This window comes from Flavivirga sp. 57AJ16, assembly GCF_028736925.1.
Lineage (GTDB): Bacteria > Bacteroidota > Bacteroidia > Flavobacteriales > Flavobacteriaceae > Flavivirga.
In genome coordinates, this window is the sequence record NZ_JAQZAT010000012.1 from 36,582 (window position 1) to 63,046 (window position 26,465).

Sequence of the window (26,465 nt, forward strand, 5' to 3'; positions counted from 1 at the left end):
TCATTTAACGTGCTGTTATTTAAGCCCTCTAAGTTAGAAAAATATTATCTACATAAAATACGGGAATACCCCTATTGTAGCCTGATTGTGTAAGTGCTAATATTGACATGTAAAATTATTCTGGTAAGCCCCCAAGTTTTCCTTTTACTATTACCTACAAGTTGTTATGATTAAATAACAAATAATTCGTTAAAATGAAAACAAAAAGAAGCCTATTACTCTTTTTAATTTTTCTCCCTTACTGTATTTTTTCTTTCTCTCAAGAAAAACCCATAGATATAAAATACAAAAGGAGTTCCTTGTATACACTTATGGTTAATAATGACACCATAGAATATAGTAGCGTTATACAAAAATCCTTTAAAGAAACACCTATTCCAGAGAAGTTTAATGACCATATAATAAATATTCGAACTGTTCCCATAACAGACACCCTTCAAATAAGTAAAACACAAAGCGACCCTAACAAAAAGAAAAAAGGATTCATATCTAAATTAAGCGGTCAAAAAAAAGAACTAAAGGCAAAAAAACTAACGGCCATTACTAATTATTTAAACAACCAATCTATAGCAAAAGCTATGGTAGCCAAATGGTTTAACAGAAGTGAAAAAGGCGGTTTCAATATGAACTTGATTTCCGAAAGAGGCGCTTATAATGCCTCAGACTTGGATATTAAAATAGCTAAAAACACAGAAAGAGGGCAGGCATTACTCGCAGATGCTGGCGAAGAGTTAATTAACAATACGTTTGTAGTTGTAAACGATTTTAAATATACAAACAAAGAAGAAGTAGGTACAAAAGTAAAGGGGTTGTTGTCCACGGTAGCAACTTACACGGGCAATAGTGATCTCGCTTTAGCTACAGAAGCAACATCTGTTGGGGTAGATATTATGGCCAAAGGTTATATTATAAAAACCACGGCATATTTATACAAACTCGTTTGGAATGATGAAATAGCAGCTATTTTTTATAATGATTTCTGGACTGAAGATAGCTCGATCGACTTAGAAAAGAAAAAAGCTTTTGATGAAACAGATATTTTCAAATTAGAATTAATAGGAACCGAAACATCTTGGGCAGATATACAAAGTACCATTTTAACAAAAAAATCCAATGAAGACTTAATTTCGGTTGCCACTGTTAGAGCTGCAGATAATGTTATTGCAAAACTTCAAAGAAAGTATGAAGTGTTTAGAACCAAATCACCTTTACTAAGCGGAGACCCTATCGCTGCAAAAATAGGCCAAAAAGAAGGCATAGAAAAAGGGGATAAATATGAGGTTTTAGAACAAGTTATCAATAAAAATGGTTTAACGGAATATAAACGCCTAGGAATTATTAAGGTTGATAAAAATCATATCTGGGATAATAGACATTTAGCAGAAGAAGAAACTTCATCCACTATTGAATATACCACATTTACTGGTGCGAAAAACAAATACTATGCTGGTATGCTAATTAGACAAATTAATTAAACAATAATAAAAATGAAATTAACCCCCTTTTTAATATTAACAATATTTTTCATTATAGGAGCAAGTGCCAATGCTCAATGGAAAAAAAACAAAGCCAATGAAGACACTAAAATATGGCGCTATGATTTAGAGTGTGAGGGCATTGCAAAGCAAGGCTCTAAACTTGTAAAAGTATGGTCTTATTCCAAAAACCCAAAACATGCTATTTCTCGAGGCATGAAGAACGCCGTTCATGGTATTATTTTTAAAGGTTATGCCGGAGGCGGTCAAGGTTGCACATCGCAAAAACCATTAGTTAAATCTGCAGATACAGAAAAAAATTATAAAGAGTTCTTCGATGCTTTTTTTGCCGATGGTGGCGAATATTTAAAATACGTATCGGCAGCAACCGATGGTAGTATAGCTCCAGGAGACCGTTTAAAAGTAAGCAGACGTGAATACAAAATAGGTGTTATTGTAAATATTCAATTTAATCAATTAAGAAAACGTCTTGAAAGCGAGGATATTATTAGAAGTTTAAACTCTGGATTTTAATTAAAAAAGCTAAATCATGAAAAAAATATTACAATTAGGGTTTTCAATGACGTTTTTACTGATAAGTATTACTGTTTTTAGTCAAGCAAAAAAGCCAACTCTTATGGTCGTTCCTAGTGATGTATGGTGCTTTCAAAATGGATATACTCTTAATTTTGATGACCAAGGTACACCTGTTAAAATACCGGATTATAAAAGAGCATTTCAGGAAAATGCTGAAGTATTACAGGTTATTAGCCATATAAATGGTATGATGGCAGAAAGAGGGTTCCCTCTTAAAAACATGGAATCTGCCATAAAAACGTTAAATTCCAATATGGCCGAAGACAACCTTAGAGCCTCAAAATCTTCAGGTAGTGGTATAAGCGAAAGCCCTATTGATGCTTTTAAAAAAGTTGCAAAGGCCGATATTATAATACAATTAACATGGACCGTAAACAAAACTGGGCCTAAAAAATCTATAACCTTCAATTTGCAAGGGTTGGATGCCTATACCGATAAGCAAGTAGCCACAGCTGTAGGTACAGGAGCACCTTCCTTTTCAGCTGAACTCCCTGTATTACTTTCTGAAGCTGTTTTAGCTCACATGGATAATTTTTGTGAATCTCTACAGATCCATTTTGACGATATGTTCGAAAACGGGAGGGAAATTATTATCCGTATTCAAAAATGGGATGATTGGGACGGTGACTTGGAAACTGAATTCGACGGTGAAGAATTAGGATATATCATTGAAGATTGGTTAGCCGATCATACTGTAAAAGGAAGATTTAATACTACCGATATAACAGAGAGCATGGCCCTGTTTGAGCAAGTGAGAATACCACTTTATAACGAAAAGGATAGAGCTATTGATGCCAGACGTTATACAAACGAACTTAGTAAGTTTCTTAAAAATGCGCCTTACAGTATCCCAAATAAGTTAGTGATGAAAGGCCTAGGGCGTGCAACCATCATTTTAGGCGGCAAATAACAACAAGCTAATAAATTATTAAAACAATCTAAAATGAAAAAAATAATATATACAGTACTGTTTTTAATCTCAATGGTAATATTTGGACAGGAAAACAATAATGGTATAACACTAGGAGCTTACATACCAGAACAAGCCGAAGGTATCCCTACCTATGCAAAAAGTATGCTTAAAAATAAACTGGGTCGTATCATTACTGAAAATGGTATTAGTGATAACGTTTATAATTCTCGTTTTATAATAACACCAAATATAACGGTATTAAATAAAAACATTACAGGTACGGCACCACCAATGGTCGTATTGAATATCGATTTAACCTTATATATAGGTGATGGGATCGCCGGTAATTTATTTTCTAATGAATCCATACAACTAAAAGGAGTTGGCACTAACGAAAATAAAGCATACATAGCAGCTTTAAAACAACTAAAGCCTAAAAGCCAAGATATACAACGCTTTATATCTAAAGGAAAGCAAAAAATAATTGATTATTACAATACGAATTGTAACCTTATGATTAAAAAGGCCAAATCTTTAGAAGCTCAGAATAATTATGAAGAAGCTTTATTTGTTCTAATCAATGTTCCGGAAGCCAGTACTTGTTTTAACTCAATAAAATCTAAAATCAAACCCTTATACACTAAAGCAATTAATAGAGATTGTAAATTAAAATTAAATGAAGCTTCAGCAATTTGGGCCGCTAACCAAGATATTGATGCTGCAAATGAAGCCGGTCTTTTATTATCCTCCATAGAACCAACGGCCTCATGCTTCTCTCAAGTGAAAACATTATATAATAAAATAGCGATACGGGTTAAAGATCTAGGTGACAGAGATTGGAATTATGACTTAAAAGTTTTAGAAGTAGAATCGAATATCGTTAAAGCAGCTAGAGATGTAGGCATGGCCTATGGCAAAAACCAGCCTAAAAGTGTGACCTATAATGTAAGAGGGTGGTATTAGGTAAACCAAATAAAAACATTAAGTAGTATAAGCATGCTACATTTAAAATAACTATTAATTAATCTTTTAAAAAATGAAAACAAAACAATTACTATTATTAAGTACAACCATGCTATTTGCTTTTATATGCCATGCACAAACAACAATTACAGTCGACAACTCTATAGGAAGTCATGCGCAATACAGCGATTTACAAAGTGCCATTAGTGCAGCCAGTAATGGCGACATTATCCAAGTTCACCCATCTGAAATTAATTATGGAAACATCACCATAGATAAAGAGCTTACTCTTATTGGTTTTGGACATAGCGATCCAGATAAAGAAACTAAAGTTACAGATTTTGTGTTAACTGCTAATGCATCAAATGTCTCGATTTCAGGATTTCATGTAACAGATGATATTTATACTAACAGTACTACAACTATATCTAATTTAAAAATTGAAAATAATATTATAGATAGTACTCTATTGTTTAATAGTGCTGGCGGTGCAAATACCGTTATAATTAGAGGAAATATTATTTATCAAATAGGTTCTGGTAGTACTTCATCAAATAGCGATAATTATACAAATACTATCATTTCAAATAATATAATAACACATTATATAGGCTTAAAAAACCATCAATCCATAACCATTAAAAACAATGTTTTTTTAAGTCCAAATAACAGCTACCCTGTATATAATGCTGGTGATGCCAGTGGTAGTATTACTGTACAAAATAACATATTTTATTATAACTCAAGTGGTGTTTTAAACCCTGATGCCGATGGTGTAATATTTGAAAATTGTTTAACCTATAATATTGGGACCGGTAGCGTAATAGCCTTAAACGGTTCGAATAACTTGGATAATCAGAACCCAAATTTTGTTAGTGCAAGTGATACAACTTTTGATTCCGAAACAGACGATTACCATCTCCAAGCGGGATCCCCTGCAATTGGTAATGGTATTGGTGGTGTAGATATGGGTATTTATGATGGTAGTGCTTTTACCTTCAATAATTTTGGATATACCAACGGAATACCAACTGTAAAAATCACCAATATTACAGATAGAATTGCTCCTAATGCAAACCTTAGTGTTACTATAAATACAAATGCCAATTAGTATGAAAAAGGTTTTATTATTAGTTTTTACTTTATTTAGTTTCATAACTAATTCTCAAAGCATAACTACAGCCGAATATTTTTTCAATACAGATCCTGGGCTAGGTAATGGTACTGCATTAACTGTAAATAGTAATACAGGGGTGCTCACTCAAACGTTTACTATCCCTACCGTAGGCCTTTCAGAAGGCTTTAATAGCGTATATGTAAGAGTGTATAATAGTGACAATAATTGGAGCTTGTACGATAGACAGAATTTTTATTTAAAAGGGACTACTTCTACTAATATTGCAGCAGCGGAGTACTTTTTTAATACTGACCCTGGGGTTGGTAATGCAACAACTTTATCTGTAGATACTAATACCGGACAATTATCACAAATATTTACAATTTCTACAACAGGTTTATTAGAAGGGTTTCATAGCTTTTATATAAGAACTCAAAGTACTGATGGGGATTGGAGCTTGTATGATAGGCAAATTATCTATATTAAAGATTTTGATTTTACACTTGATGAAGTATCTGCTGCTGAGTATTTTATTGATAGCGATCCGGGAATTGGTAATGGGACTTCGGTTATTTTTGGAAACCCTTCACAAACGTCTCAAATATTAAATATAAATTCTACGGGTTTAGCCGAGGGAGACCATATCTTTTATGTGAGAGTTCAAGACACAAATGGTGATTGGTCTATTTACGATTCTGCTCTTTTTACAATTGATAACTCTTTAGGGGTCGAAAATAATTTACTATCTAAAATAGTATTATTACCCAATCCTTTTGAAAACAATCTCTCCATTAAATCACCAAACAATATCCAGGTTTTAAAAATAGAAGTTTACAATACTCTAGGACAAACGGTTTATTATAGCTTAGAACCTAAAACTACGTTAGAGCTATCAACTTTAAAAAAAGGGATATATATTTTAAATCTAAAAACAAGTCTCGGAGAGGCCTCTTTTAAGATTATAAAGAAGTAAATTATTATACCAACTATGATCCGCTATAATTGAGGGATTTAAAGAGGTCTAAAAAGTAATATATTTTGTCATTCTGAATGTAACGAATCTACCTGTCTAGACAGGGAACCTTATACCCATATAAATTAACATGCTATAGCTAAGTCGCTATAAAATGGCATAGAATATTTAGATATAAAAAATTGAAGTTCAAGGTAAAAAACGCAGGCATAGCTTAGTTACGGCGAGTATTTTTAACGAAGAAATTCGGTTTTTTACTCTGAAGGTTCTTGTTATTTTATATGGATTTAGCTATGTATTTTATAAGAGGTTCTTCATGACATTCAGAATGATACTTTTAGCTTTATAAGATCTTGCATTTAACATAGATCATGATTTCTATGTTTTTTAAATTTCCACAACCTACCAGCTCTTCGTATCTTTACCCCATGTTTCCTAAAAAACTTCAACAAAAACTGGAAGAGCGTAAAGCAAATAATGCCTTACGGCAATTAGGAACACAAAACAATTTAACCGATTTTTCATCTAACGATTACTTGGGTTTTTCAAAATCCAAAACCATTTTTAATAATACCCATGCGTTTTTGACCGAACAAAATATAACCTATAACGGGGCGACAGGCTCACGCCTACTTTCGGGGAATCATCCGCTTTACAATATCGTGGAATCCTTATTGTCCAGTTTTCATAATAGTGAATCTGCCCTCATTTACAATTCTGGTTATAATGCCAATGTGGGGATCTTTTCATGTGTTCCGCAACGTGGGGATATTATTTTATACGATGAATATATTCATGCATCCATTCGTGATGGCATAAAACTTTCTCATGCAAAGGCCTATAAATTCAAGCATAACCATTTAGAGGACTTAGAGTGTCACCTTGCACGCCCGCCTGCCGGACGGTCAGGCAGCCAAGAGGTTTCGCAAAAAAATAATATCTATGTAGTCACAGAATCTGTTTTCTCAATGGATGGTGATTCTCCAGATTTAATAACGATGTCTCAGATCTGCAAAACCCACAATGCTTACCTCATTGTAGACGAGGCGCATGCCGTTGGCATTTTTGGAGAACATGGAGCAGGTTTAGTTCAACATTTAAAACTAGAAAAAGACGTTTTTGCTCGAATCGTTACTTTTGGAAAGGCTATGGGGTCTCATGGAGCTGCTATCCTAGGAAGCGACTCCCTAAAGCAATATTTGGTAAACTTTTCCCGTAGCTTTATCTATACCACCGCCTTAACACCCCATACTTTAGCTAATATCCATACTGCTTATCACGAATTGATTTTAACCGAAAACATAAAAAAACTTCATAAAAATATTGCTCATTTTAAAGGTGAAGTTATTAAAAACGGACTTCAAAACTATTTTATAGCAAGTGATTCGGCCATACATTGCTGTATTATTTCTGGAAACGACACTGTAAAACTAATGTCCCAAAAGTTTCAAGAGCAGGGCTTCAATATAAAACCTATATTATCGCCTACAGTTCCAAAAGAACATGAACGACTACGCTTTTGTTTGCATGCATTACATTCTAAAGAAGACATCTCAAAAGTATTAAAAGGACTTACTACTTTTGTGACGAAGTCATACTGAACTCGCTTCGGTATTTCATTAAAACTTTTGAAAACTATGTATGAGCGATACATTTAAAACGATAGCCCGGTTTCAATATTCATCTGAAGCGCAAATTATTAAAGGGCGCTTAGAAGCGGAAGGTATTCAGGTATTTCTATCGGACAATCTAACTATAGATACAGATCCTTTAGTAAGTAATGCCATAGGCGGTGTCAAACTAAAAGTATTATCGCGTCAAGCATTAAAAGCACAACATATACTTAATTCTATCGAAAAATACGCCATTGATGATGAAGGTCATAGAATCCACTGTCCCCATTGTAAAAGTGAAAAAATAGAATTATTTTCTACAATAAAAGATGCCAAATCATTATTCTGGTTTATTTTTGGCTTTTTATTCTCCTCACTTCCTTTTTATACAAAGCATACATTTAAATGTGAGGATTGTAAAACAGAATTCGATTTAAAATGAAGAAATATTTCATTACAGGAATATCTACCAACGTTGGTAAAACTATTGCTTCTGCTATAGTTACAGAAGCTTTACAAGCAGATTATTGGAAGCCCGTCCAGGCAGGCGAACTAGACCATGACGATAAATATACCGTCGGAAAACTTATAACCAATACCCAGTCAAAAATTCATCCAAATAGCTATGCATTAGAGACCCCCATGAGTCCACATGCGGCGGCAGAAATTGATGGTGTTTCCATTGACATAAAACAGATTAATGCCCCTAAAACAAAAAACCATTTAGTTATTGAAGGTGCTGGGGGCTTATTAGTCCCCTTAAATGACACACAAACCGTTTTGGACCTTATTAAGCCTAATTACAAAGTAATTGTTGTTTCCAGGCATTACCTTGGAAGTATTAACCATACCTTACTAACTGTAAATACTTTAAAAGAAAAAGGGTTTGATGTCTCGCTTATTTTTAGTGGAAACGAACATAAAACGACCGAAGATATCATTAAAAAAATGACAAACGTCCCTGTGATCGGGCGTATTAACGAAGAACCTTATTTTGATAAAAATGTTGTAAGGGAATATGCTGAAATATTTAAAGGTAAATTGTAACTGTAATTCCTGCGAAGGCGGGAATCTTATAAATTGAAACTCAGAACAAAAAAGAGATTCCCGCTGTAGTTTATCTTGAGTGAAGACGAAAGTCGGGAATGATAAAAACCATGAAACTAAAAGACCGCGATAAAAAACATCTTTGGCACCCCTTGACGCAACATAAGTTGCACCCAGAAACTATAGCAATCATTAAAGCGAAAGGATGCCTTTTATATGATGAAAACGGTAATGAATATATTGATGCTATTGCTTCATGGTACACAGCTATGTACGGGCACTGTAACGATTATATTACCTGTCGCGTTGCAACTCAAATGCAGCAGTTGGACCAAATAGTTTTTAGTGGTTTTACTCACGAACCAGCTATAAAGCTATCGGAAGCGCTTATTAAAATTTTGCCCAACAATCAAAATAAAATATTCTTTAGTGATAATGGCTCTACTTCCGTTGAAATTGGCATAAAAATGGCCTTGCAATTTCATTTTAACAAAGGAGAAAAACGCAACACTCTTATTGCGCTTGAAGATGGATTTCATGGGGATACCTTTGGTGCGATGAGTGTATCCGGACTATCCGTTTATAATGGCCCTTTTGAAGATTTCTTTTTAGAAGTAAAACGGATTCCTACGCCAAATGGAAAAAACAATGAAGCCATTTTAAACGCTTTAAACGCCATCGTAAAAACCAATAAAGTAGCAGGTTTTGTCTACGAACCTTTAGTACAAGGCGCGGCAGCCATGAAAATGTATGATTCGGAAGGATTGAATACTATTTTAAAATTTTGCAAAGATCATCATATTATTACAGTTGCCGATGAAGTTATGACAGGCTTTGGGAAAACGGGAGACTACTTCGCCTCGCTTCATATCGATACAAAGCCAGATATTATCTGCCTAAGCAAAGCCCTAACTGGCGGCTTATTACCCATGGCCCTTACCACGTGCTCTCAGGAAATCTATGAAGCTTTCTATAGTGATGACATGAGTAAAGGCTTGTTCCATGGGCATACATATTCGGCAAACCCATTAGCTTGTACCGCTGCCCTAGCAAGTATAGAACTACTGCAATCGGAAGCCATTCAACAAAATATAAAAACTATTATGGCTTCCCATAAAACGTTTAATGCCCATATAAAAAAACATCCAAAAGTAAAATCTACACGACAAACCGGGGTTATTTTTGCACTGGATTTAAACGTTGAAATGAAACGTTATGGCCATTTGCGAGACCAACTATTTAAATTCTTTTTAGATCGTGGTGTTTTTCTTCGTCCTTTAGGACATACTATTTACATTCAAGCACCTTATACAATTACCAAAGAACAACTGCAGAAGGTTTATCAAGTTATTGAAACGGCTTTGGAAATTGTTTAGGATTAAGTGAATAATTTCTTAAAAGGAACAGCCACAGAAATATTTTGATCCTTCTGGTCAAAAATCAAAATTCTATAATTTAGATTACTCATGCATTTTATTTGATTAAATAGGAAATCGTGAAATCGAAGATTTGCTTACCAAATCTAGATTTGGCGAAGCCAATGCTTTGCATTTCCCGTTTTGTTCATTGTTTTTCTATTTTATCATAATGAATTCATGAACCTTTCAATTTTACCGAAAACATGTATCCTGAATTCATTTCAGGAAGTTCAGGAATAAATTTCAACTGAAATCTCGAGACAAAACCCCAGAAAATTCTTTGCGGTTAAATGCCTTCTAAATCTTTATCTAATAAATTAATTTCTTCATGGGTTTCTTTTATTAAAACATAAAGTTTTTCATAGACCCATTTACCATACGTTTTGTTTGCGACAACAACGATTCTGGCTTTTCCGTTTGGACCAGCTATAGGGATTTTAAAATCCGCTTCTCCATCACCATTCTCTAGCGAAATATTACCACTTATAATACCATCTGTTTCAAGGGGCTTTCCTAAAACCCTAATAACCTCCTCGTTTTCAAAAGCCTTTTCAACAGCATAGGTATAAGGCGTAGAGGATGTAAGCATTTCAGAAACACCAAAAAATATAGCACCAATTCCTAATACAAATAATATAATAATTGTTAAACACCCCCCTACGGGCAGTACCCATAACCAATTTCTACCAAACCAGCTCTTCCTTTTTATTTCTTCCATATAATATCTCTATATATACATGTAGGTCTTACAATTAAAAAACTTGTTACATTATTATGTAATTTATTTTGATTGACCGTCATATGTCATAAACCTAAAAATATATTGATTTTGTCATCCCGAGGCAACGAGGAATCTCGAGGGATCCCATTGATTATCAACAGATTCTTCACTATAGCCTGTACTGAGCGTAGTCGAAGTATTCTGAATGACAAAAATATCTTTATGCATGATTACGGACATTCAGAATTTATTACTTATTAAATTAGAAGTGATCTAAACTTTTTTATGTGAAATAAATACAATAACACTACTTTTGTTTAAAGTTTTAAAATCTTGCAAAAACCAATCTCAATAACAGCTATTTCATCTATTTCTCCATTAGGAAACTCTTTAGAGGATGCATGGAAAAGCTATCAAAACAATCAGCACTGTATTTCAGAAAAATCATTTGATACTGAACGTGCTCTAGTTGCCGAAATCCCTAAAAATACTAAGGAACATATCGAATTATTACGTCAATCGGATTCTAAATATAAATCTCTTGATGATACCGTTTTATTTGCCATACACGCTTCTAGACAAGCTATAAAACAAGCAAACTGGAATGGTTCGGATAATTTCGGAATTAATATTGGATCGTCTCGCGGCGCCACACAACTTTTTGAAACCTATCATAAAGATTTCCTTAAAAAAAACAAGGCCAAAACGTTAAGTTCGCCTACAACAACATTGGGTAATATTTCATCCTGGGTGGCTCATGATTTGCAAACCCAAGGCCCAGAAATTAGCCATTCCATAACGTGTTCTACCGCATTACATGCTATACTTAATGGTATGGCATGGATTAATTCCGGTATGTGCGATAAATTTTTGGTGGGTGGTAGCGAAGCACCTCTAACGCCATTTACCATTGCCCAAATGCAGGCTCTCAAAATATATTCGAAAGCCCGATTGAATGGCATTAAACATTCTGGAAAAATATATGACCAGGACCATCAAAGTATTGAAGCATCTTTTCCTTGTCTCGCTTTAGATCTTAACAAAAAGCAAAACACCATGGTCCTAGGGGAAGGCGCATCTATAGCTTGTTTAGAGGCAGGTAAAAAAGACCATGCCCTAGCTACTATAAAAGGGGTTGGTTATGCTACCGAGATTTTAGAACATAATATTTCTATTTCAAGTGATGCACAATGCTTTCAGAAATCGATGCAGATGGCATTAGGCTCTTTAAGCCCTAACGATATTGACGTTATTGTTATGCACGCACCTGGCACCATAAAAGGTGATCTTTCAGAATATAACGCTATAGAAAAAATATTTTGTAACAAAATACCAGCTTTAACTACAAATAAATGGAAGATAGGTCACACCTTTGGCGCATCAGGTGCTTTAAGTATTGAACTGGCCGTATTAATGTTACAGTACAAAAAATTTATAGGCATCCCTTATTTAAAAAATCAAAATACACCAAAAAAAATAGAAAATATTCTGGTAAATGCTGTCGGTTTTGGAGGGAATGCAGTTTCTATTTTGCTTTCAAAATAAGATTGTAAACTAATTAAATAAGCTTACATTTAAATCTTAAATTTTTAAACCTCAAAACTATGGAATGGTATTCAAATCTTGATTTCCTTTTAAAAATATACTGGTTAATTGCCATTATAGGTTCGCTAGTTTTTACTATGGTAATCCTTTTGGCCTTTATTGGAGGGGACGCTGATGAATTTGAAGATCTGGATTCTGAAATAGATGCCGATTCGGGTATAGGGTTTCAATTTATAACCTTTAAAAACCTTGTTGGCTTCTTTACTATTTTTGGTTGGAGCGGTATTGCCTGCTTAGAAGCGGGATTATCTAAACCTTTAACCATTGTTATTTCTATTTTCTCTGGGTTGGCTATGATGACCATCATGGCCGCCATGTTTTATTTTATGGGAAAATTAAGTGATAGTGGTACTTTAAAGTATAAAAACGCTATTGATGCCATTGGTGAAGTATACCTCACCATTGGTGCCAATCGCACAAAAATGGGAAAAGTTAGCGTAAGGGTTCAAGGAGCACTGCGCGAACTAGATGCATTAACAGATTCCCTTATGGAATTAAAATCCGGAACCATTGTTAAAGTATTAGATGTCACCAACAATGGCATATTAATAGTAGATCAAACAAAAAAACCAATAGAACCAATAAAACAACATACTTATGAGATTACTGATAATTCAGGAAGGGCCTAACTTAGGGTTTCCAATGACCCTTATTTTTGGGGTATTATTTATATTCCTTTTTTTAATCGTCTTAATAAGACGCTACAAACGTTGTCCATCAGACAGGATTTTAGTGGTCTATGGTAAAGTAGGCGGCGGTCAATCGGCCAAGTGCATCCATGGTGGTGCGGCATTTATTTTACCGGTAATTCAAGATTACGAGTTTCTGGATTTAACGCCCATTTCTATTGAAGTCAATCTAGTAAATGCCCTTTCCAAACAAAATATTCGCGTGAATGTTCCATCTCGTTTTACAATTGGCGTTTCAACCGAGCCGGGCATCATGCAGAATGCTGCGGAACGTTTGCTGGGACTAGGACAAAACGAAATACAGGATTTGGCACAGGAAATTATTTTTGGGCAGCTCCGTTTAGTTGTTGCTTCTATGGATATTGAAGAAATTAACTCCGATAGGGATAAGTTTCTAGCCAATATTTCACAATCTGTGGAATCTGAGCTCAAAAAAGTAGGCTTAAAACTAATCAACGTAAATATTACCGATATTGTCGATGAGTCTGGTTACATTGAAGCTTTAGGTAAAGAAGCAGCCGCACACGCTATTAATGCAGCGCGTAAATCGGTTGCAGAAAAAACCAGGGATGGTTCCATTGGTGAAGCCAATGCCGTGCAAGATGAAAGAACTCAAGTTGCAGCAGCGAATGCTCAGGCCGTTGAAGGTGAAAATACGGCGAAAATCGCTGTGGCAAATTCAGATTCGTTGCGTCGTCAAAGAGAAGCAGAAGCAGAAAGAGTAGCAATTGCATCTGAAAAAGTACAAAGCGCAAAAGCCTTAGAAGAATCTTATGCTGCCGAAAAAGAAGCTGAAACCGCTAGAGCAGAAAGAGAGCGTTCTTCTCAAATGGCCGATGTTATTGTGCCTGCAGAAATTGATAAAAAGAAAGTTGAAATCGATGCCGAAGCCGAAGCTGAAAAGATTAGAAGACGAGCAAAAGGGGAAGCAGATGCCATTCTTTTTAAAGCACAAGCTGAAGCACAAGGACTTTACGAAGTCTTAACAAAACAAGCTGCTGGTTTAGACCAAATTGTAAAAGCAGCAGGTAATAACTCCAAAGACGCAGTATTATTATTAATTGCCGATAAATTACCTGAACTGGTTAAAACACAGGCTGAGGCTATAAAAAATATTAAGATAGACAAAGTAACTGTTTGGGAAAATGGAGGCAATAGTAAAGAAGGAAAATCCTCGACAGCGAACTTCCTTTCTGGCATGTATAAATCTGTACCGCCTTTGCAGGATATGTTTAATATGGCGGGTATGGAACTGCCCGAATATTTAAAGGGGAAAGATATCGAAAAAACGGTTGCTAAATCAGATTCAAAAAAAGAAGAAGATAATTAAATTGAATTTTAAGTAGATGGTTCTTAAGCTCTATAAAAAACTTAAGAATCATTTACTGTTTTTTCAGTTCTTCAACCAGATTTTTTATATGCGGATTCTTTAACAAGCCTCCATAAGATATATCACTAACTGGAACATGGGGTTCTGCATTGCTTTCTATGATTATTGGTCCATTTGGTGTTATTGCAACATCCCATCCTATAAACCTATCTGGAATAATTTTAACCGCTTCTTTTACAATATCACATGCTTCTTTAAAATACGGAACTTTAAACCCTTCAAGTTTAAATCCACTATCAGGATGCTCGGTTATTTCTCCGCCCCCATGTTCTGGCAAATAATGTCCTACAGATTTTAAAACACCTTTTTCGAGATCGATTCCAACAAAAAAACCTCCGGATGTAGCATTATCAACAACACTATCTCCAACTCCAAATCTGAAAACGCTGCTGATTATTTCTATAGTTCCTTTAGATGTTATTAAAGAAATAAACCGTATTGTATTTACCGATTTGCTATGTATTTTATTAATGTCATCATGTTGTTTAATAACCTCCGTATGAACAAAATTCCCATTGATCAAAGTTTCATATATGTTATCCAAATCATTTTGAAGCTCCAACTTTTTAATCTTAAAGCATCCTTTTCCTCCAAAATCAGATGGTGGCCTAAAAAACAGTTCGTCCGTCTTATGTATGTTGAATAAATTTTCAAAAAATTCACTAAGCTGCTCTTTATTGGAAATTTGTACAACATTATCATTAAAGAAAAAACAGGTTCCCAAATTATAACTTATTAATTTCGGAGTTTTAATGGATGTTCTTTTACAAAATAGGGCAAAATAAAGCTTATTGTTTATTAAGGCAACATAATCCGGATTATGCAAAGATCGATGTTCCACAAGCAGTACTTGTTCCCTAAAACTAATATAATCTAAATAGTTAGTGACTTTTTTCCTATATAAATATTTAAAATAATAAAAGGGTATTTCTCTCTTTTTTACCATAAGAGTTATTATTTCCTTTATCATTTTCAGAAGACTCTTTTTATCTGGATGCTTTAAGAAAACCCGTATTCTGTTCATAATCTTAAAATTTAATTAAGGACAAACATTAAATAGGCAAAGTAACACATTTTATATATCATTTAGACCATTGGAAAACGCAAAATCTTTAACATTACAAAAAACATATCCCTAAATCGGGGCGTATTAATTAGAAAAATAGTGAACATATATTCTATTTAATTAGTACTTTTGATTGATACAAATCAACTTTATTTATGAGCGAGATACGACACAATTGGACAAAAGAAGAGATCATAAAAATTTACAACAAACCATTAATGGAGCTGCTTTACGAAGCGGCGACGGTTCACCGTTTACATCATGATCCTAATGTTGTACAAGTATCAACTTTGTTGTCTATAAAAACAGGCGGTTGCTCAGAAGATTGTGGCTACTGTCCACAAGCAGCTCGTTATCATACTAATATTGAAGGAAACGACTTGATGTCTCTGCAACAAGTAAAAGCCCAAGCTTTACGTGCAAAATCTGCTGGAAGCTCCCGCGTTTGCATGGGTGCCGCATGGCGTAACGTAAAAGATGGTGAAGAGTTTGACGAGGTTTTAGAAATGGTACGTACCATTAATAAACTAGACATGGAAGTATGCTGTACACTTGGAATGATTACCGAAAATCAAGCACAAAGGCTAGCAGAAGCTGGTTTATATGCCTATAACCATAATTTAGACTCATCTGAAGAATATTATAAAGAAGTTATATCTACACGAGGCTATCAAGACAGATTGGATACCATTGACAATGTACGTAAAACCAATGTGACCGTTTGTAGTGGTGGTATTATCGGTATGGGCGAAAGTGTAGAAGATCGTGCTGGCATGTTGGTCGCATTGTCAACCCTAAATCCGCAACCGGAATCTACACCAATAAATGCTTTAGTTGCTGTTGAGGGCACGCCTTTAGAAGACGAGAAACCTGTTGAAATATGGGAAATGATTCGTATGGTCGCTACCACGCGTATTGTCATGCCAGAAACACAAGTGCGTTTAAGTGCTGGTAGAACCCAAATGTCTAGAGAAGGGCAAGCCATGTGCTTTTTTGCCGGTGCCAATTCTATTTTTGCCGGTGATAAATTATTGACGACCCCAAACCCCGATGTCAATGAAGACATGAAAATGTTTGAATTGTTAGGCTTGAATCCGCAAAAGCCATTCACAAAAAAGGTACAACCTAAAACTGTTGAAGCAAACGATTCCCAATATGAAGCTTTAGGAGAAAAACCCAAATGGACACGGCCAGAGCATACTATTGAACGTAACGAAGCTGCTAAAGAAAAAGCTAAAGCTTTAAAATAAGTAGACTATAACCTTTTAACTTTGCTTATACAAAAAACCGTTTTCAATAAATTATAGGCAGCACCTCAAATACTATTTCTGTTTTCGTAACGTTTTCTTAACTTTGAATACAAAATCACTAAAGTATTGACACTTAATCTGCAAGACATCCCTCGTGTAAAAACTATTGCTAAAGCGGACTTTTTAAAATATTATTTTAATCTGCAAAAACCTGTAGTTATTGAGAATCTCACAGAAGACTGGCCAGCTTATACCAAGTGGAACCTAGACTACATGAAAGCCATTGCAGGCGATATTACCATTCCTCTTTACGATGACAGACCCGTAGATTATAAAGATGGGTTTAACGAACCGCATACAAAAATGAAAATGGGCGATTATGTGGATTTGCTAAAAAGGGAACCTACAAAATATCGCATTTTTCTTTGGAATGCGTTAAAAGAAATACCCCAATTACAAAAAGATTTCACGTTTCCGGATTTTGGTTTACGCCTCATGAAAGGAATTCCTATGTTGTTTTTTGGGGGGAGAGATTCGCATACTTTCATGCATTATGATATAGATTTGGCCAATATTTTTCATTTTCATTTTGAAGGCACAAAACAAGTTATCCTATTTGACCAAAAGCAGAGCAATTACTTGTATAAAATCCCACATTCTTTAATCACCAGGGAAGATATTGATTTTAACAACCCTGATTTTGAAAAGTGGCCGATGCTTAAAAAAGCCAAAGGTTACAAAACAGAGTTAAAACATGGTGAAGTTTTATATATGCCAGAAGGTTATTGGCATTATATGCGCTATATTACACCTGGGTTTTCTATGAGTTTGAGAGCTATAGCCAGAAACCCAAAAAATCTTAGCAGAGCTCTATACAACATAGTCATTATGCGCCATTACGATAACGTTATGAGACGTTTAAAAGGACAAAAATGGATTGATTGGAAAAATGAACAGGCAGTTGTAAGAACGCATAAAAACAACAATATTACTGTATAAGCTCGTTTGCTTTTTCGTAAACTAAGTGGGATTCCCATCCTTTATACAGCAAATAATCGATTAATTTCTTTCTTTTCTTAAACTTGTTCGTTTCCTTAATTGAATTTGCTTTTTTTTCGGCTAAATCATTGAAAACCCCGATATACTCCTCGTTTCCTATTTCACTAAGTGCCTGATTTATATTAACTTTGACCACGTCTTTTTTCTTAAGTTCATAACTTAAGCGACGACGCCCCCAATTCTTGATTTTAAACTTACCACTTACAAATGCTTTGGCAAAACGTGCTTCATTAAGAAAGTTATGTTCTAAAAGGTGAACTATGATGACATCGATAGCCTCGGGTATCATGTGCATACCTTCTAACTTTTGTCTAACCTCTTGATGGCAACGTTCCTGATACGCACAATAATGCTCTAATTTTTTAGTGGCTTCTTGTACGGTATATGTTTTTTTTGATGGCTGCATGGTTTTCAAAAATAGCAATAGAAAATTAACAATAAGAATAAAAATTTATAAAAACCAAATCCACTGTACAGAGCGTAGTCGAAGTATAGATTTTAAACGAACTATGATGAAAAAAATTACTTCCATTATATTATTGCTTATAACTTTTAATTTAAGTTATGGGCAAACCAAAATTGCAGAATTAACATTTGAATCCGTTGGAGGTTACTCAACTAATGTAACTGAATTCACTAGTGGCACAACAGATTATTTTATTAGAACTGATGGGACTAATACAACTGGCACGCTTTCTAATATTCAAGGTTCTTATTATTTTGCTGCTCAAGACACAAATGGTGTTGAACCTACTTTACCACTAACCCTACTTATAAATAACATCAATATAAGTGGCTATTCTAACCTAGTGTTTAGAGTAAATTTAGCTGAAGATGATGACGGAGCCAATGAAGATTGGGATGCCCCTAACTATGTACATTTTAATTATGACATTGATAACTCAAGTTCGTTCTCAAATTTATTATGGTTGGAAAATGACGGAAGTACATTTAACTCTGCACCATATATAGATACTGATTACGATGGTACCGGGGATGGACCTGAAATAACAGACACATTTACTCAATTTACTCAAAGCATTACTGGTACAGGTTCTCTCTTAGATATTCAAATTGTCTTTAATCTTGATGATGGTGACGAAGATATTGCCATAGATAATATTGAAGTTTGGGGCACTCTTATTCCTTGTGGTGCACCTGTAACTTGGGATGGTTCTGATTGGGATAATGTAGTAGGTCCTGATATTAATACCGAAGCTATTATTAATGGTAACTACAACACAAGTGCGGCAAGCTTTAGTGCTTGTAGTTTAACGGTTAACAACAATTCCATTTTAACTGTGAACGACAATACCTATATTGAAATTCAGAATGACATTACGGTAGATGCAGGAAGTTCTATTGATGTTCACCCTTATGGAGCAGTCGTTCAAAATAATAATTTTGGGGCTGTTAATAATAGTGGCACCATGACAGTTGACAAAGAAACCGCACCGATGAATGAATGGTACGAATACACTTATTGGGGTTCTCCCGTTTCTGGAGCAACCATTAGTGGCTCTATCACTGATTCGCATCCAAGTAGACGTTTTATATTTGATGGACAAAACTTTTTAGATGCCACCGCAGAAACAAATAATGATGGTACAGCGATACCGGGTCAAGATGATATAGATGACAATGGAGATGATTGGCAACCGGTAAGTGGTGCTACCATTATGCAAGCCGGAGTAGGTTATGCTACTACTTTAACAAGCTTTGCTTATGACACTCATCCTGCCCCATCGAATAAACAATTTAGATACACTTTTACCGGCGATTTTAACAATGGCATTAAAACAATACCCATCTATAGAAACGATTCCGAATTATCGGATTACAACTGGAATTTTTTAGGGAACCCATACCCCTCAGCTATTGATGCCGATTTATTTTTAGCAGCTAATAGTAACGTTTCTACAGATATTTCAACGGCTAAATCTATTAATGGGGCCATATTCTTATGGTCTCAAAATACTCTGCCTTCCAGTACCACCAATGGAAATCAACAACTTAACTTTACAAATGATGACTTTGCCATTATTAATGCCGTAGGGCAATCTGCTGGTGGTGATGGTGTTATACCAACTCGATTTATTCCATCTGGTCAAGGCTTTTTTGTGTCTATGTCTAACTCTGCTCCTGCAACTTTAGTGTCTGGTGATGTCTATACAACTAATATAGTATTTAACAATTCTATGCGTGTTGCCAGTACAACAGCTAATAGTCAGTTTTTTAAAAATTCAAATACTAAAAAAGCATCCAATACCACGGTAAATAAATTATGGATCGATCTAACTTCCGATAATGGGGTTTTTAATCAAATACTTGTGGGCTATGTAAACGGGGCGACTAATGATGATGATGGGGTTTCATACGATACGGTTAAATTCCCAACTAAGGGCTCTGCATTATACTCGACCATTGAAGGCTCTACTAAAAAATTCACTATTCAAGGCAAAGCAATTAATAGTATTAATCAAGATGAAATTATTAAACTTGGTTTTAAGACAAGTATTGATATCCCTACATTATACAAATTATCCATTGCCCAATTACAGGGCAATTTCTTAAGTAACAATACCATTTACTTAAAAGACAATTTACTTCATAAGCAGCACGATTTATCTACAAGTGATTACACTTTCACCTCAGAAGTAGGCGAATTTAACGAACGTTTTGAAATTGTGTTTAATGCAAACTCGTTATCTACAAATAATGTTTCTATAGAAGAAAATCAATTCAGTATTGTTGATTTAGATAACGACAGAGTTCAGTTTAACACAAATAATAGCTTAAACATTAAAACCATTAGTGTTTTTGATCTTATTGGTCGCCAATTATACCATTTTAAAGGTCAAAACAATTCTGAAATTTATAGGCTTTCAAATTTAAGCAATACTATTTATATTGCTAAAGTAGAATTATCCAATGGGGTTATTGTTACTAAAAAAGCTTTAAAAAAATAGGCTACTGTTCATTCAGAGCGCAGCGAAGAATCTTTTGTCATTCAAACTATGATTTCTTTTTTAGAGATTCTTCGCTGCGCTCTGAATGACAAGCACACCATTACAAACTATATTTTAAAGACATAATAAAGTTCCTTCCTGCTGCGGCAATTCCAGAAGAATATGTTTTGTAACGTTGGTCCGTGATGTTTTCCAAACTAGCAGTAAGTGTCGTTGAATCGCTTATTTGACATTGTGCCCTAAAATTGAACGTATACCAAGAAGGGCTATATGGATTCCCATTAGCATCCAGTGCATAGATATAATCTTTTTCAGCTTCTGAAGGCGCCAATTGATTAAAGGAAAGTTCGTTGTTATAATTTGCAAATACATCTAGCTTTAACCCTTTAGATGTCCAGGTTAAATGTGTATTTCCAAAACTAGGTGCGACGTGGCGAATAGGCACTTCTATTTCACCTTCCTCTTCTGTGCCTCCAATGATACTATATTGGGATGTTAAATCTATGTGATTCGTAATGACGGCTTTTAAACCGACTTCAAAACCATAAATCCAAGCTTTTGAAGCATTTTGTATAGCTTGCACGTTACTTAACTCACCATCATAAACAATCTCTGTATTGCCATTTAAGCTGTAATCCCTACGTACTAGAGCATTGTTTAAATACGTATAATAGGTACTTATATCCAGTACTATTTTTTTATCGAAGTCTAATTCCACACCCAATTCACCGCCATAAGCATACTCTGGCTTTAGGTTTTCATTAGGAACGACTACCGATCCTGGTTCGGAATCGAATACCTTACCTATATCATCAATATTAGGCGCTCTAAAAGCAGAAGAGGTATTGAGCTTCCATTGTATCGTTCTATTTGGAGACCATCTAATACCTGCAGTGCCAGTAAGAGCCCCTGCTTTGTTTTTAGATGATTTAAATGGCAAATTTAAAAAGACATTATTCTCTTCAAAATTGGCTTTGGAGATAACATGGTTAAAGCGCAAACCTGATTGAAAAACAAATTTTGAGTTTGGTTTATATTTTATACTGGAATATATCGCCGCAGATTGCCAACTGGCTCCGTTTGGATATCTGGAAACAGTGAGCTGAGTCATATTGTTCGATATATTTTCTTCCTTTCCAAGAGACAGTACTTTATTGTACACATATTCCAGACCATAAAAAAACTGTGTATTAGGGCTCAATGTTTTTTCTAAGTCTATATTAAAGGAATATGCATCCACTGCTTCTTCTCTAATATTTCTTGTATTAGATTGGAAGCCTCTATCTAATCTGCTTTCTTGAAAGTTTTGATATGCCAAAGTCGCTTTAATTTTATCATATAAACTAGAATTACTACTTAATTTAGTAATTTGCAAATTGGACATAAACCATTTTTGCGGTCCATAATTCCACTCTGCTGAACGCAAAACATTATTTCTATATCTTATTAAGCGATCGTACCGGGGCACATTTGACGTTCTGGTATAATACAGACCTAAATCAAAACTTAAATTTTTATAAGGCTCATAACGTACTTTTTGCATCATATTCAACTGGTCATATCCTGAAAATTTTTGAACCCGTGGATCATTATTTTCAACAATAATATCACCTGTATCAGTTGTCAAAACAAATTCAGGTCTTAAATAGTCACTAGGCCCATTCTTACCCATTTTTAAATCCCCAAAACTTGTATAGCTCGCATTGGTTATAAATCCCCATTTTTTATATCCCAAATTAAAATCAAAATGCCCCGTTTTTTCATTACTGGCCGATGCATATCTGGCAATAATATTTGATTTAAACAATAACGAATCCGAATAGGACAATTTTGGTTTTTGGGTGTAAAAACTCATGACCCCCCCAATGGCATCACTTCCATAAATAACAGAACCCGAACCCAAAGTAACTTCGGTATTTTGGACAGAAAACGGATCGATAGCAATAACATTTTGTAAATTTCCGCCTCTAAAAATAGCATTGTTCATTCTTACACCATCAACCGTAATTAATAATCTATTGGTGGCAAACCCTCTAATCATCGGGCTTCCTCCTCCTAACTGGCTTTTTTGAATATAGACCTTCCCCGTATTCTCTAACAAATCGGCACTTGTTTGCGGGTTTGAAAATTGAATCCTTGCACTATTTACACTAATTATCTTTTGTGGAATATCTCTTTTACTTTGTTCAAACTTTGAAGCAGAAATAACAATCTCCTCTAAGCCTTGGGTATTGGAAACTAAATATACTTTGTTTGAGTCCCATAACTGAAGTTTCGTTATTTTTTTTAAAACGTGAGACAAATGTTTAAAGTAAATCGTTTCTGTATCCGAAAACCCACTTAAGTCTGCTTCGCCTCTAAAATTAGTAACAACACTTTCTGATTTATCGACATTATAAATGGCCACTCCAAAAACAGGTTCCCTTGTAAGCTCGCTAAGAACCTTTATTGTCTGTGCCCGAGAAGATATAGAAACAAGTAAAAAGAAGAAAATGGTATAAAAAAACTTCATGCTTTTAATTAAAAACCTGATTAAATATCAGTAATGATTTTGGTGTTTTAAAACTCCCCAAATGTAACTCAAAATATAGCAAAATCATACTTAAAAACGACTGTCTTTGTTTTGCATTAATTTCAACAGTAGACAATGCATCAAATGTTGTGCCTAACAGTTGCTTTAAAAGTGTTAAGTTTTTTCCAGATAAAGAATATCTATCTTGTGATTTTGCTTCAAACCTCCCTTCTCTCAAATTAAAAAAAGGCTGGTCTATATTTTTTGTATCTGGATAAAACCCTAAATACCTCGTTAAATTAAGTAAAAACAGTAAATGAAAATTTGAATATTCTGAATGCGTATCAAGCCACATGAGTGTGGTTTCAATATAACTATAAAGTGTTTCGTTTTTTTCTTCTTCTTTTAGCGTATTCGACAATACTTCAGATAAAAACATGACAATAGAACTCTTTAAAACATGAGAGTGCAGGCTTGTATAAATAGTGCTCAACTTAGTATCTTTTATAGCCTGCAATGATCTATTGTTCTTGTATTCAATAATTAATTGCAACTGTGAGAGTAATTGAAAATAAGCCGCCCTAGAGTGCCCTTTTTTACTTTTTAAAACACCTCTTAATAAAAAACTAACCACCCCTAGTTGTTGTGTATAGCATTTAACAATTAAGTCGTTATCCCTATATTTTAGTTTGGATAGAACTATGGCATTAGTCGTCGTTAACATTACCTAACAACCATTAATTTTAGAACTTTGGTTTCATACGAATCCAAATCGGAAAGCATGATCAAGTAAACGCCAGAGGCAACTACATTATTTGCCATATTTTTTCCGTTCCAATAAGCTGTTCCTCCATCTATTTCCAGATTGTATCCACTATATCTTTGATTCGTTCTAGATTGGGCTTCGGCTACTAAATTGCCTTCAATGTCCGTTATTTTAATATTTACGTTTTCCGAGACATCCTTAATCTTAACTTTTTCTTCTACTATATTAAAAGTTGGCCTCACCGGATTTGGATATACATAAGCATTTTCTAAATTTTCAAATGGACTGGATCCGCCCGAACGGAAAGACACGAGCCCTTTACTTGTAGCTATATAAACAATACCGTTTGTATCATCTAAAGAGACATCATTAATAGTATTAGAAGGCAGTGGCGAATTATCTTTAGTAAAATGGAATATCGTTTTCTGTCCATCTGAAGAAAAATAAAATAATCCAGAGTCTGAAGTACCAATCCATTTATTATTTGAGCCGTCAACTTTTATATCTGTAATAAATTGCTGAAATAATAGCTCTTTTGCAATGCCATCTTCTTCAATAATGATTTCTTCCACTCGAACGTTGTCGTCATCAAAAAAGTTCGATGTATTATATAGCACCCGTAAGCCTCTAAAATTCCCTATCCACAAGTGATTCCGTTTATCTAGTGCCAAAGCTGTAGTAAACTCTGTTGGCATGTTTTCATCTTCTTTACTGATACTTTTAATTAATTGAGAATTGCCATTTTCATTAAACCCGATAAGTCCAAACTTATAACTCGCAATCCATTTCGTTTCATCAGGTCCAATTACTATGTCTGCAAAACCTAAATTCCCACCAGAAAACCCATCAGAAATAAGATCTGTAAAACTATAAGACTTCCATTGATTCGTTCCTGGGTTATATGACTTTAAAGGGTTATCTACCAATGTAGTTATTGTCCATAACAATCCATTTATATCAAACAGGGAAGCCCCTACTCGTATATCAATATAATTTGGGTCATTTGGTAAAACCAAAGATTCTAAACCACTATTCGTTTCATTATAAAGAACTGTCGGAACATCTTCATTAACCTCTAATAACCCACTAAAAAACGAACTTATAAATACTTGATTAGGGTTAAACGGATTTATAGCGATGTTATTTAGACACTTAGCTCCCAAAACGGCATTATACCGATTATTTGTCCAAATACCATCATTTAAATGACTAAACCCACGATTATTTAACGGATAAGGGTTGTAAAATAAATTGTACTCACCAAAAGTCACCCATAAACCATTCGGCTCGGCTTCGATTGAAAATGGAATATTCAATAAAGGGCCGTCCGGGTGTATCTCCTCAAAAGTTACCGAATTTAATAATGGCGTTTTTAAAATTCCAAAATCTTTAGTGCCTATATAAATATTTTCCGAATCTATAATAGCAGAACTATATGGAGTATCAAAAGAAGGGTCTATTGAAACTTGGGAAGTTACATTAAAATTGGCATCATAAACAAATACATTTTTTTGTGTAGTCACTATTAAATTTTCATCAACAGATCTCATATCCAACGGAGTATCTGTGTATAAAAACATTTCTGTAAAAACATCATTAGTTATTTGATAAATTCTTCTATTAGTTCCTATAGCATATAGTTTATCTGTCTGGGATTCTATTGATAACCAATTACCTGAATTAACTAATTGCCAATTTTGATAGTCTATAAGGTTTGGACTAGACACAAGAGCCTTTTTTACCCCATTCCCATCTAGACAAGCAGCATAAATATAATCCCCAAAAACAGCTGTTTGATTGACTTGTATTTGACTGCCTCCATTACCAATAAAATAGGTGTCTCCAAACTCTAGCCTTTCTAAATCAAAAACCGAAATACCATAATTTGTTGAAATATACATCACATTTTGATAGGCATTAAAATGATTTATCCTTTTATCAGTTGGAGGAACAGTAGGCTTATCAATAATATCAACCACAGAAAGAATATCATCATCATTATCAAAGGCGATCTCTATTAAACCATTCTCATACCCAATAACTAATAATTCATATACTTCACTATAATAAATCGTCGAAATTGTTTCTCCTGATAATCCGTTTACCGTAGAAAGTTTTTCGATTTCGTTTGTCTGTATATCTAGACTAAAAACAGCATTTTCTGCCGCCGCATAAATTTTATTATTTCCTTTTACTACATCTTTTATATTATAATACGAGAAATGACCTTCCCAAAGAGCCGAAAAATCTTGAGAGAATTGCAGCAATGGAGTTAGACAAATTATAAATACTAATATTTTTTTTAACATATAAATGTTTTTT

22 protein-coding genes are annotated in these 26,465 nt (G+C 34.4%); 16 read left to right on the top strand and 6 right to left on the bottom strand.

Going from position 1 to position 26,465, the window contains the following annotated elements; all coding sequences use genetic code 11:
* Positions 1 to 194: 194 nt before the first annotated feature.
* The 10 genes from PQO00_RS14030 (at position 195) to bioA (ending at position 10,074) form a co-directional block, all read left to right on the top strand.
* A complete protein-coding gene (locus PQO00_RS14030) occupies positions 195 to 1,475 on the top strand; it encodes a hypothetical protein (protein ID WP_274185478.1) in 1,281 nt (426 codons plus the stop codon).
* Between the two features lie 12 nt (positions 1,476 to 1,487).
* Entirely contained in the window at positions 1,488 to 2,009 is a 522-nt protein-coding gene (locus PQO00_RS14035; protein ID WP_274185479.1) for a hypothetical protein, read from the top strand.
* Positions 2,010 to 2,025: 16 nt separating this feature from the next.
* The gene (locus tag PQO00_RS14040; RefSeq protein ID WP_274185480.1) at positions 2,026 to 2,982 is read left to right on the top strand and encodes a DUF6175 family protein; all 957 of its coding nucleotides are present in this window, start codon (positions 2,026 to 2,028) and stop codon (positions 2,980 to 2,982) included.
* A gap of 33 nt (positions 2,983 to 3,015) precedes the next feature.
* Entirely contained in the window at positions 3,016 to 3,948 is a 933-nt protein-coding gene (locus PQO00_RS14045; protein ID WP_274185481.1) for a hypothetical protein, read from the top strand.
* Positions 3,949 to 4,021: 73 nt separating this feature from the next.
* A complete protein-coding gene (locus PQO00_RS14050) occupies positions 4,022 to 5,059 on the top strand; it encodes a hypothetical protein (protein WP_274185482.1) in 1,038 nt (345 codons plus the stop codon).
* Between the two features lies 1 nt (position 5,060).
* Positions 5,061 to 6,038: a T9SS type A sorting domain-containing protein gene (locus PQO00_RS14055; protein ID WP_274185483.1), complete on the top strand. Its 978-nt coding sequence runs from the start codon at positions 5,061 to 5,063 to the stop codon at positions 6,036 to 6,038.
* Positions 6,039 to 6,466: 428 nt separating this feature from the next.
* Positions 6,467 to 7,639, top strand: coding sequence for an 8-amino-7-oxononanoate synthase (locus PQO00_RS14060; RefSeq protein WP_274185594.1), 1,173 nt, complete (start codon positions 6,467 to 6,469; stop codon positions 7,637 to 7,639).
* Between the two features lie 40 nt (positions 7,640 to 7,679).
* Positions 7,680 to 8,093 carry a DUF2007 domain-containing protein gene (locus tag PQO00_RS14065; protein ID WP_274185484.1) on the top strand — a complete coding sequence of 138 codons (414 nt, stop codon included), beginning with the start codon at positions 7,680 to 7,682 and terminating at the stop codon, positions 8,091 to 8,093.
* Positions 8,090 to 8,698, top strand: a complete 609-nt coding sequence (gene bioD, locus PQO00_RS14070; protein ID WP_274185485.1) for a dethiobiotin synthase — start codon at positions 8,090 to 8,092, stop codon at positions 8,696 to 8,698. Before PQO00_RS14065 ends, bioD begins: the two co-directional genes overlap by 4 nt.
* Positions 8,699 to 8,808: 110 nt before the next feature.
* On the top strand, positions 8,809 to 10,074 hold the full coding sequence (bioA, locus tag PQO00_RS14075) for an adenosylmethionine--8-amino-7-oxononanoate transaminase (RefSeq protein ID WP_274185486.1): 1,266 nt from the start codon (positions 8,809 to 8,811) through the stop codon (positions 10,072 to 10,074).
* 328 nt (positions 10,075 to 10,402) lie between these two features.
* On the opposite strand, the gene PQO00_RS14080 is transcribed toward bioA, so the two are convergent.
* On the bottom strand, positions 10,403 to 10,834 hold the full coding sequence (locus PQO00_RS14080) for a cytochrome c oxidase assembly factor Coa1 family protein (protein ID WP_274185487.1): 432 nt from the start codon (positions 10,832 to 10,834) through the stop codon (positions 10,403 to 10,405).
* A gap of 336 nt (positions 10,835 to 11,170) precedes the next feature.
* Here PQO00_RS14080 and PQO00_RS14085 point away from each other — a divergent pair, with 336 nt between their 5' ends.
* Genes PQO00_RS14085 through PQO00_RS14095 form a run of 3 tightly spaced genes read left to right on the top strand, consistent with a single transcriptional unit; the run spans position 11,171 to position 14,461 of the window.
* A complete protein-coding gene (locus PQO00_RS14085; RefSeq protein ID WP_274185488.1) occupies positions 11,171 to 12,382 on the top strand; it encodes a beta-ketoacyl synthase N-terminal-like domain-containing protein in 1,212 nt (403 codons plus the stop codon).
* Between the two features lie 59 nt (positions 12,383 to 12,441).
* Positions 12,442 to 13,071, top strand: a complete 630-nt coding sequence (locus tag PQO00_RS14090; protein WP_274185489.1) for a hypothetical protein — start codon at positions 12,442 to 12,444, stop codon at positions 13,069 to 13,071.
* On the top strand, positions 13,040 to 14,461 hold the full coding sequence (locus PQO00_RS14095; RefSeq protein WP_274185490.1) for a flotillin family protein: 1,422 nt from the start codon (positions 13,040 to 13,042) through the stop codon (positions 14,459 to 14,461). The genes PQO00_RS14090 and PQO00_RS14095 overlap by 32 nt, the downstream gene beginning before the upstream one ends.
* Before the next feature lie 52 nt (positions 14,462 to 14,513).
* Here PQO00_RS14095 and PQO00_RS14100 read toward each other — a convergent pair whose 3' ends face one another.
* Positions 14,514 to 15,545 (bottom strand): sugar-transfer associated ATP-grasp domain-containing protein, encoded by a 1,032-nt coding sequence (locus PQO00_RS14100; RefSeq protein ID WP_274185491.1) that lies wholly within the window; start codon positions 15,543 to 15,545, stop codon positions 14,514 to 14,516.
* Positions 15,546 to 15,742: 197 nt separating this feature from the next.
* Between PQO00_RS14100 and bioB the strand changes: the two genes are divergently transcribed.
* On the top strand, positions 15,743 to 16,837 hold the full coding sequence (gene bioB / locus PQO00_RS14105) for a biotin synthase BioB (protein WP_274185492.1): 1,095 nt from the start codon (positions 15,743 to 15,745) through the stop codon (positions 16,835 to 16,837).
* 126 nt (positions 16,838 to 16,963) lie between these two features.
* Positions 16,964 to 17,836: a cupin-like domain-containing protein gene (locus PQO00_RS14110; RefSeq protein WP_274185493.1), complete on the top strand. Its 873-nt coding sequence runs from the start codon at positions 16,964 to 16,966 to the stop codon at positions 17,834 to 17,836.
* On the opposite strand, the gene PQO00_RS14115 is transcribed toward PQO00_RS14110, so the two are convergent.
* Complete coding sequence (locus PQO00_RS14115; RefSeq protein ID WP_274185494.1) at positions 17,826 to 18,302, bottom strand: regulatory protein RecX; 477 nt, start codon at positions 18,300 to 18,302, stop codon at positions 17,826 to 17,828. The two genes, PQO00_RS14110 and PQO00_RS14115, sit on opposite strands and share 11 nt — an antisense overlap.
* 106 nt (positions 18,303 to 18,408) lie before the next feature.
* Here PQO00_RS14115 and PQO00_RS14120 point away from each other — a divergent pair, with 106 nt between their 5' ends.
* Entirely contained in the window at positions 18,409 to 20,865 is a 2,457-nt protein-coding gene (locus PQO00_RS14120) for a T9SS type A sorting domain-containing protein (RefSeq protein WP_274185495.1), read from the top strand.
* 100 nt (positions 20,866 to 20,965) lie between these two features.
* Here PQO00_RS14120 and PQO00_RS14125 read toward each other — a convergent pair whose 3' ends face one another.
* The 3 genes from PQO00_RS14125 to PQO00_RS14135 are packed head-to-tail and all read right to left on the bottom strand — an operon-like array spanning position 20,966 to position 26,452.
* On the bottom strand, positions 20,966 to 23,377 hold the full coding sequence (locus tag PQO00_RS14125; protein WP_274185496.1) for a TonB-dependent siderophore receptor: 2,412 nt from the start codon (positions 23,375 to 23,377) through the stop codon (positions 20,966 to 20,968).
* 4 nt (positions 23,378 to 23,381) lie between these two features.
* Complete coding sequence (gene recO, locus PQO00_RS14130) at positions 23,382 to 24,101, bottom strand: DNA repair protein RecO (protein WP_274185497.1); 720 nt, start codon at positions 24,099 to 24,101, stop codon at positions 23,382 to 23,384.
* A complete protein-coding gene (locus tag PQO00_RS14135; protein WP_274185498.1) occupies positions 24,101 to 26,452 on the bottom strand; it encodes an ABC transporter substrate-binding protein in 2,352 nt (783 codons plus the stop codon). Before PQO00_RS14135 ends, recO begins: the two co-directional genes overlap by 1 nt.
* Positions 26,453 to 26,465 lie beyond the last annotated feature (13 nt).

What these genes read in the sequence shown, in the direction of transcription:
- PQO00_RS14115 (WP_274185494.1), bottom strand. Translation starts at nt 18,302, where the DNA reads ATGCAGCCATCAAAAAAAACATATACCGTACAAGAAGCCACTAAAAAA.
- PQO00_RS14060 (WP_274185594.1), top strand. Translation starts at nt 6,467, where the DNA reads ATGTTTCCTAAAAAACTTCAACAAAAACTGGAAGAGCGTAAAGCAAAT.
- bioD (WP_274185485.1), top strand. Translation starts at nt 8,090, where the DNA reads ATGAAGAAATATTTCATTACAGGAATATCTACCAACGTTGGTAAAACT.
- PQO00_RS14040 (WP_274185480.1), top strand. Translation starts at nt 2,026, where the DNA reads ATGAAAAAAATATTACAATTAGGGTTTTCAATGACGTTTTTACTGATA.
- bioA (WP_274185486.1), top strand. Translation starts at nt 8,809, where the DNA reads ATGAAACTAAAAGACCGCGATAAAAAACATCTTTGGCACCCCTTGACG.
- recO (WP_274185497.1), bottom strand. Translation starts at nt 24,101, where the DNA reads ATGTTAACGACGACTAATGCCATAGTTCTATCCAAACTAAAATATAGG.
- PQO00_RS14135 (WP_274185498.1), bottom strand. Translation starts at nt 26,452, where the DNA reads ATGTTAAAAAAAATATTAGTATTTATAATTTGTCTAACTCCATTGCTG.
- PQO00_RS14080 (WP_274185487.1), bottom strand. Translation starts at nt 10,834, where the DNA reads ATGGAAGAAATAAAAAGGAAGAGCTGGTTTGGTAGAAATTGGTTATGG.
- PQO00_RS14065 (WP_274185484.1), top strand. Translation starts at nt 7,680, where the DNA reads ATGAGCGATACATTTAAAACGATAGCCCGGTTTCAATATTCATCTGAA.
- PQO00_RS14045 (WP_274185481.1), top strand. Translation starts at nt 3,016, where the DNA reads ATGAAAAAAATAATATATACAGTACTGTTTTTAATCTCAATGGTAATA.
- PQO00_RS14050 (WP_274185482.1), top strand. Translation starts at nt 4,022, where the DNA reads ATGAAAACAAAACAATTACTATTATTAAGTACAACCATGCTATTTGCT.
- PQO00_RS14100 (WP_274185491.1), bottom strand. Translation starts at nt 15,545, where the DNA reads ATGAACAGAATACGGGTTTTCTTAAAGCATCCAGATAAAAAGAGTCTT.
- PQO00_RS14095 (WP_274185490.1), top strand. Translation starts at nt 13,040, where the DNA reads ATGAGATTACTGATAATTCAGGAAGGGCCTAACTTAGGGTTTCCAATG.
- PQO00_RS14030 (WP_274185478.1), top strand. Translation starts at nt 195, where the DNA reads ATGAAAACAAAAAGAAGCCTATTACTCTTTTTAATTTTTCTCCCTTAC.
- PQO00_RS14055 (WP_274185483.1), top strand. Translation starts at nt 5,061, where the DNA reads ATGAAAAAGGTTTTATTATTAGTTTTTACTTTATTTAGTTTCATAACT.
- PQO00_RS14120 (WP_274185495.1), top strand. Translation starts at nt 18,409, where the DNA reads ATGAAAAAAATTACTTCCATTATATTATTGCTTATAACTTTTAATTTA.
- bioB (WP_274185492.1), top strand. Translation starts at nt 15,743, where the DNA reads ATGAGCGAGATACGACACAATTGGACAAAAGAAGAGATCATAAAAATT.
- PQO00_RS14090 (WP_274185489.1), top strand. Translation starts at nt 12,442, where the DNA reads ATGGAATGGTATTCAAATCTTGATTTCCTTTTAAAAATATACTGGTTA.
- PQO00_RS14125 (WP_274185496.1), bottom strand. Translation starts at nt 23,377, where the DNA reads ATGAAGTTTTTTTATACCATTTTCTTCTTTTTACTTGTTTCTATATCT.
- PQO00_RS14035 (WP_274185479.1), top strand. Translation starts at nt 1,488, where the DNA reads ATGAAATTAACCCCCTTTTTAATATTAACAATATTTTTCATTATAGGA.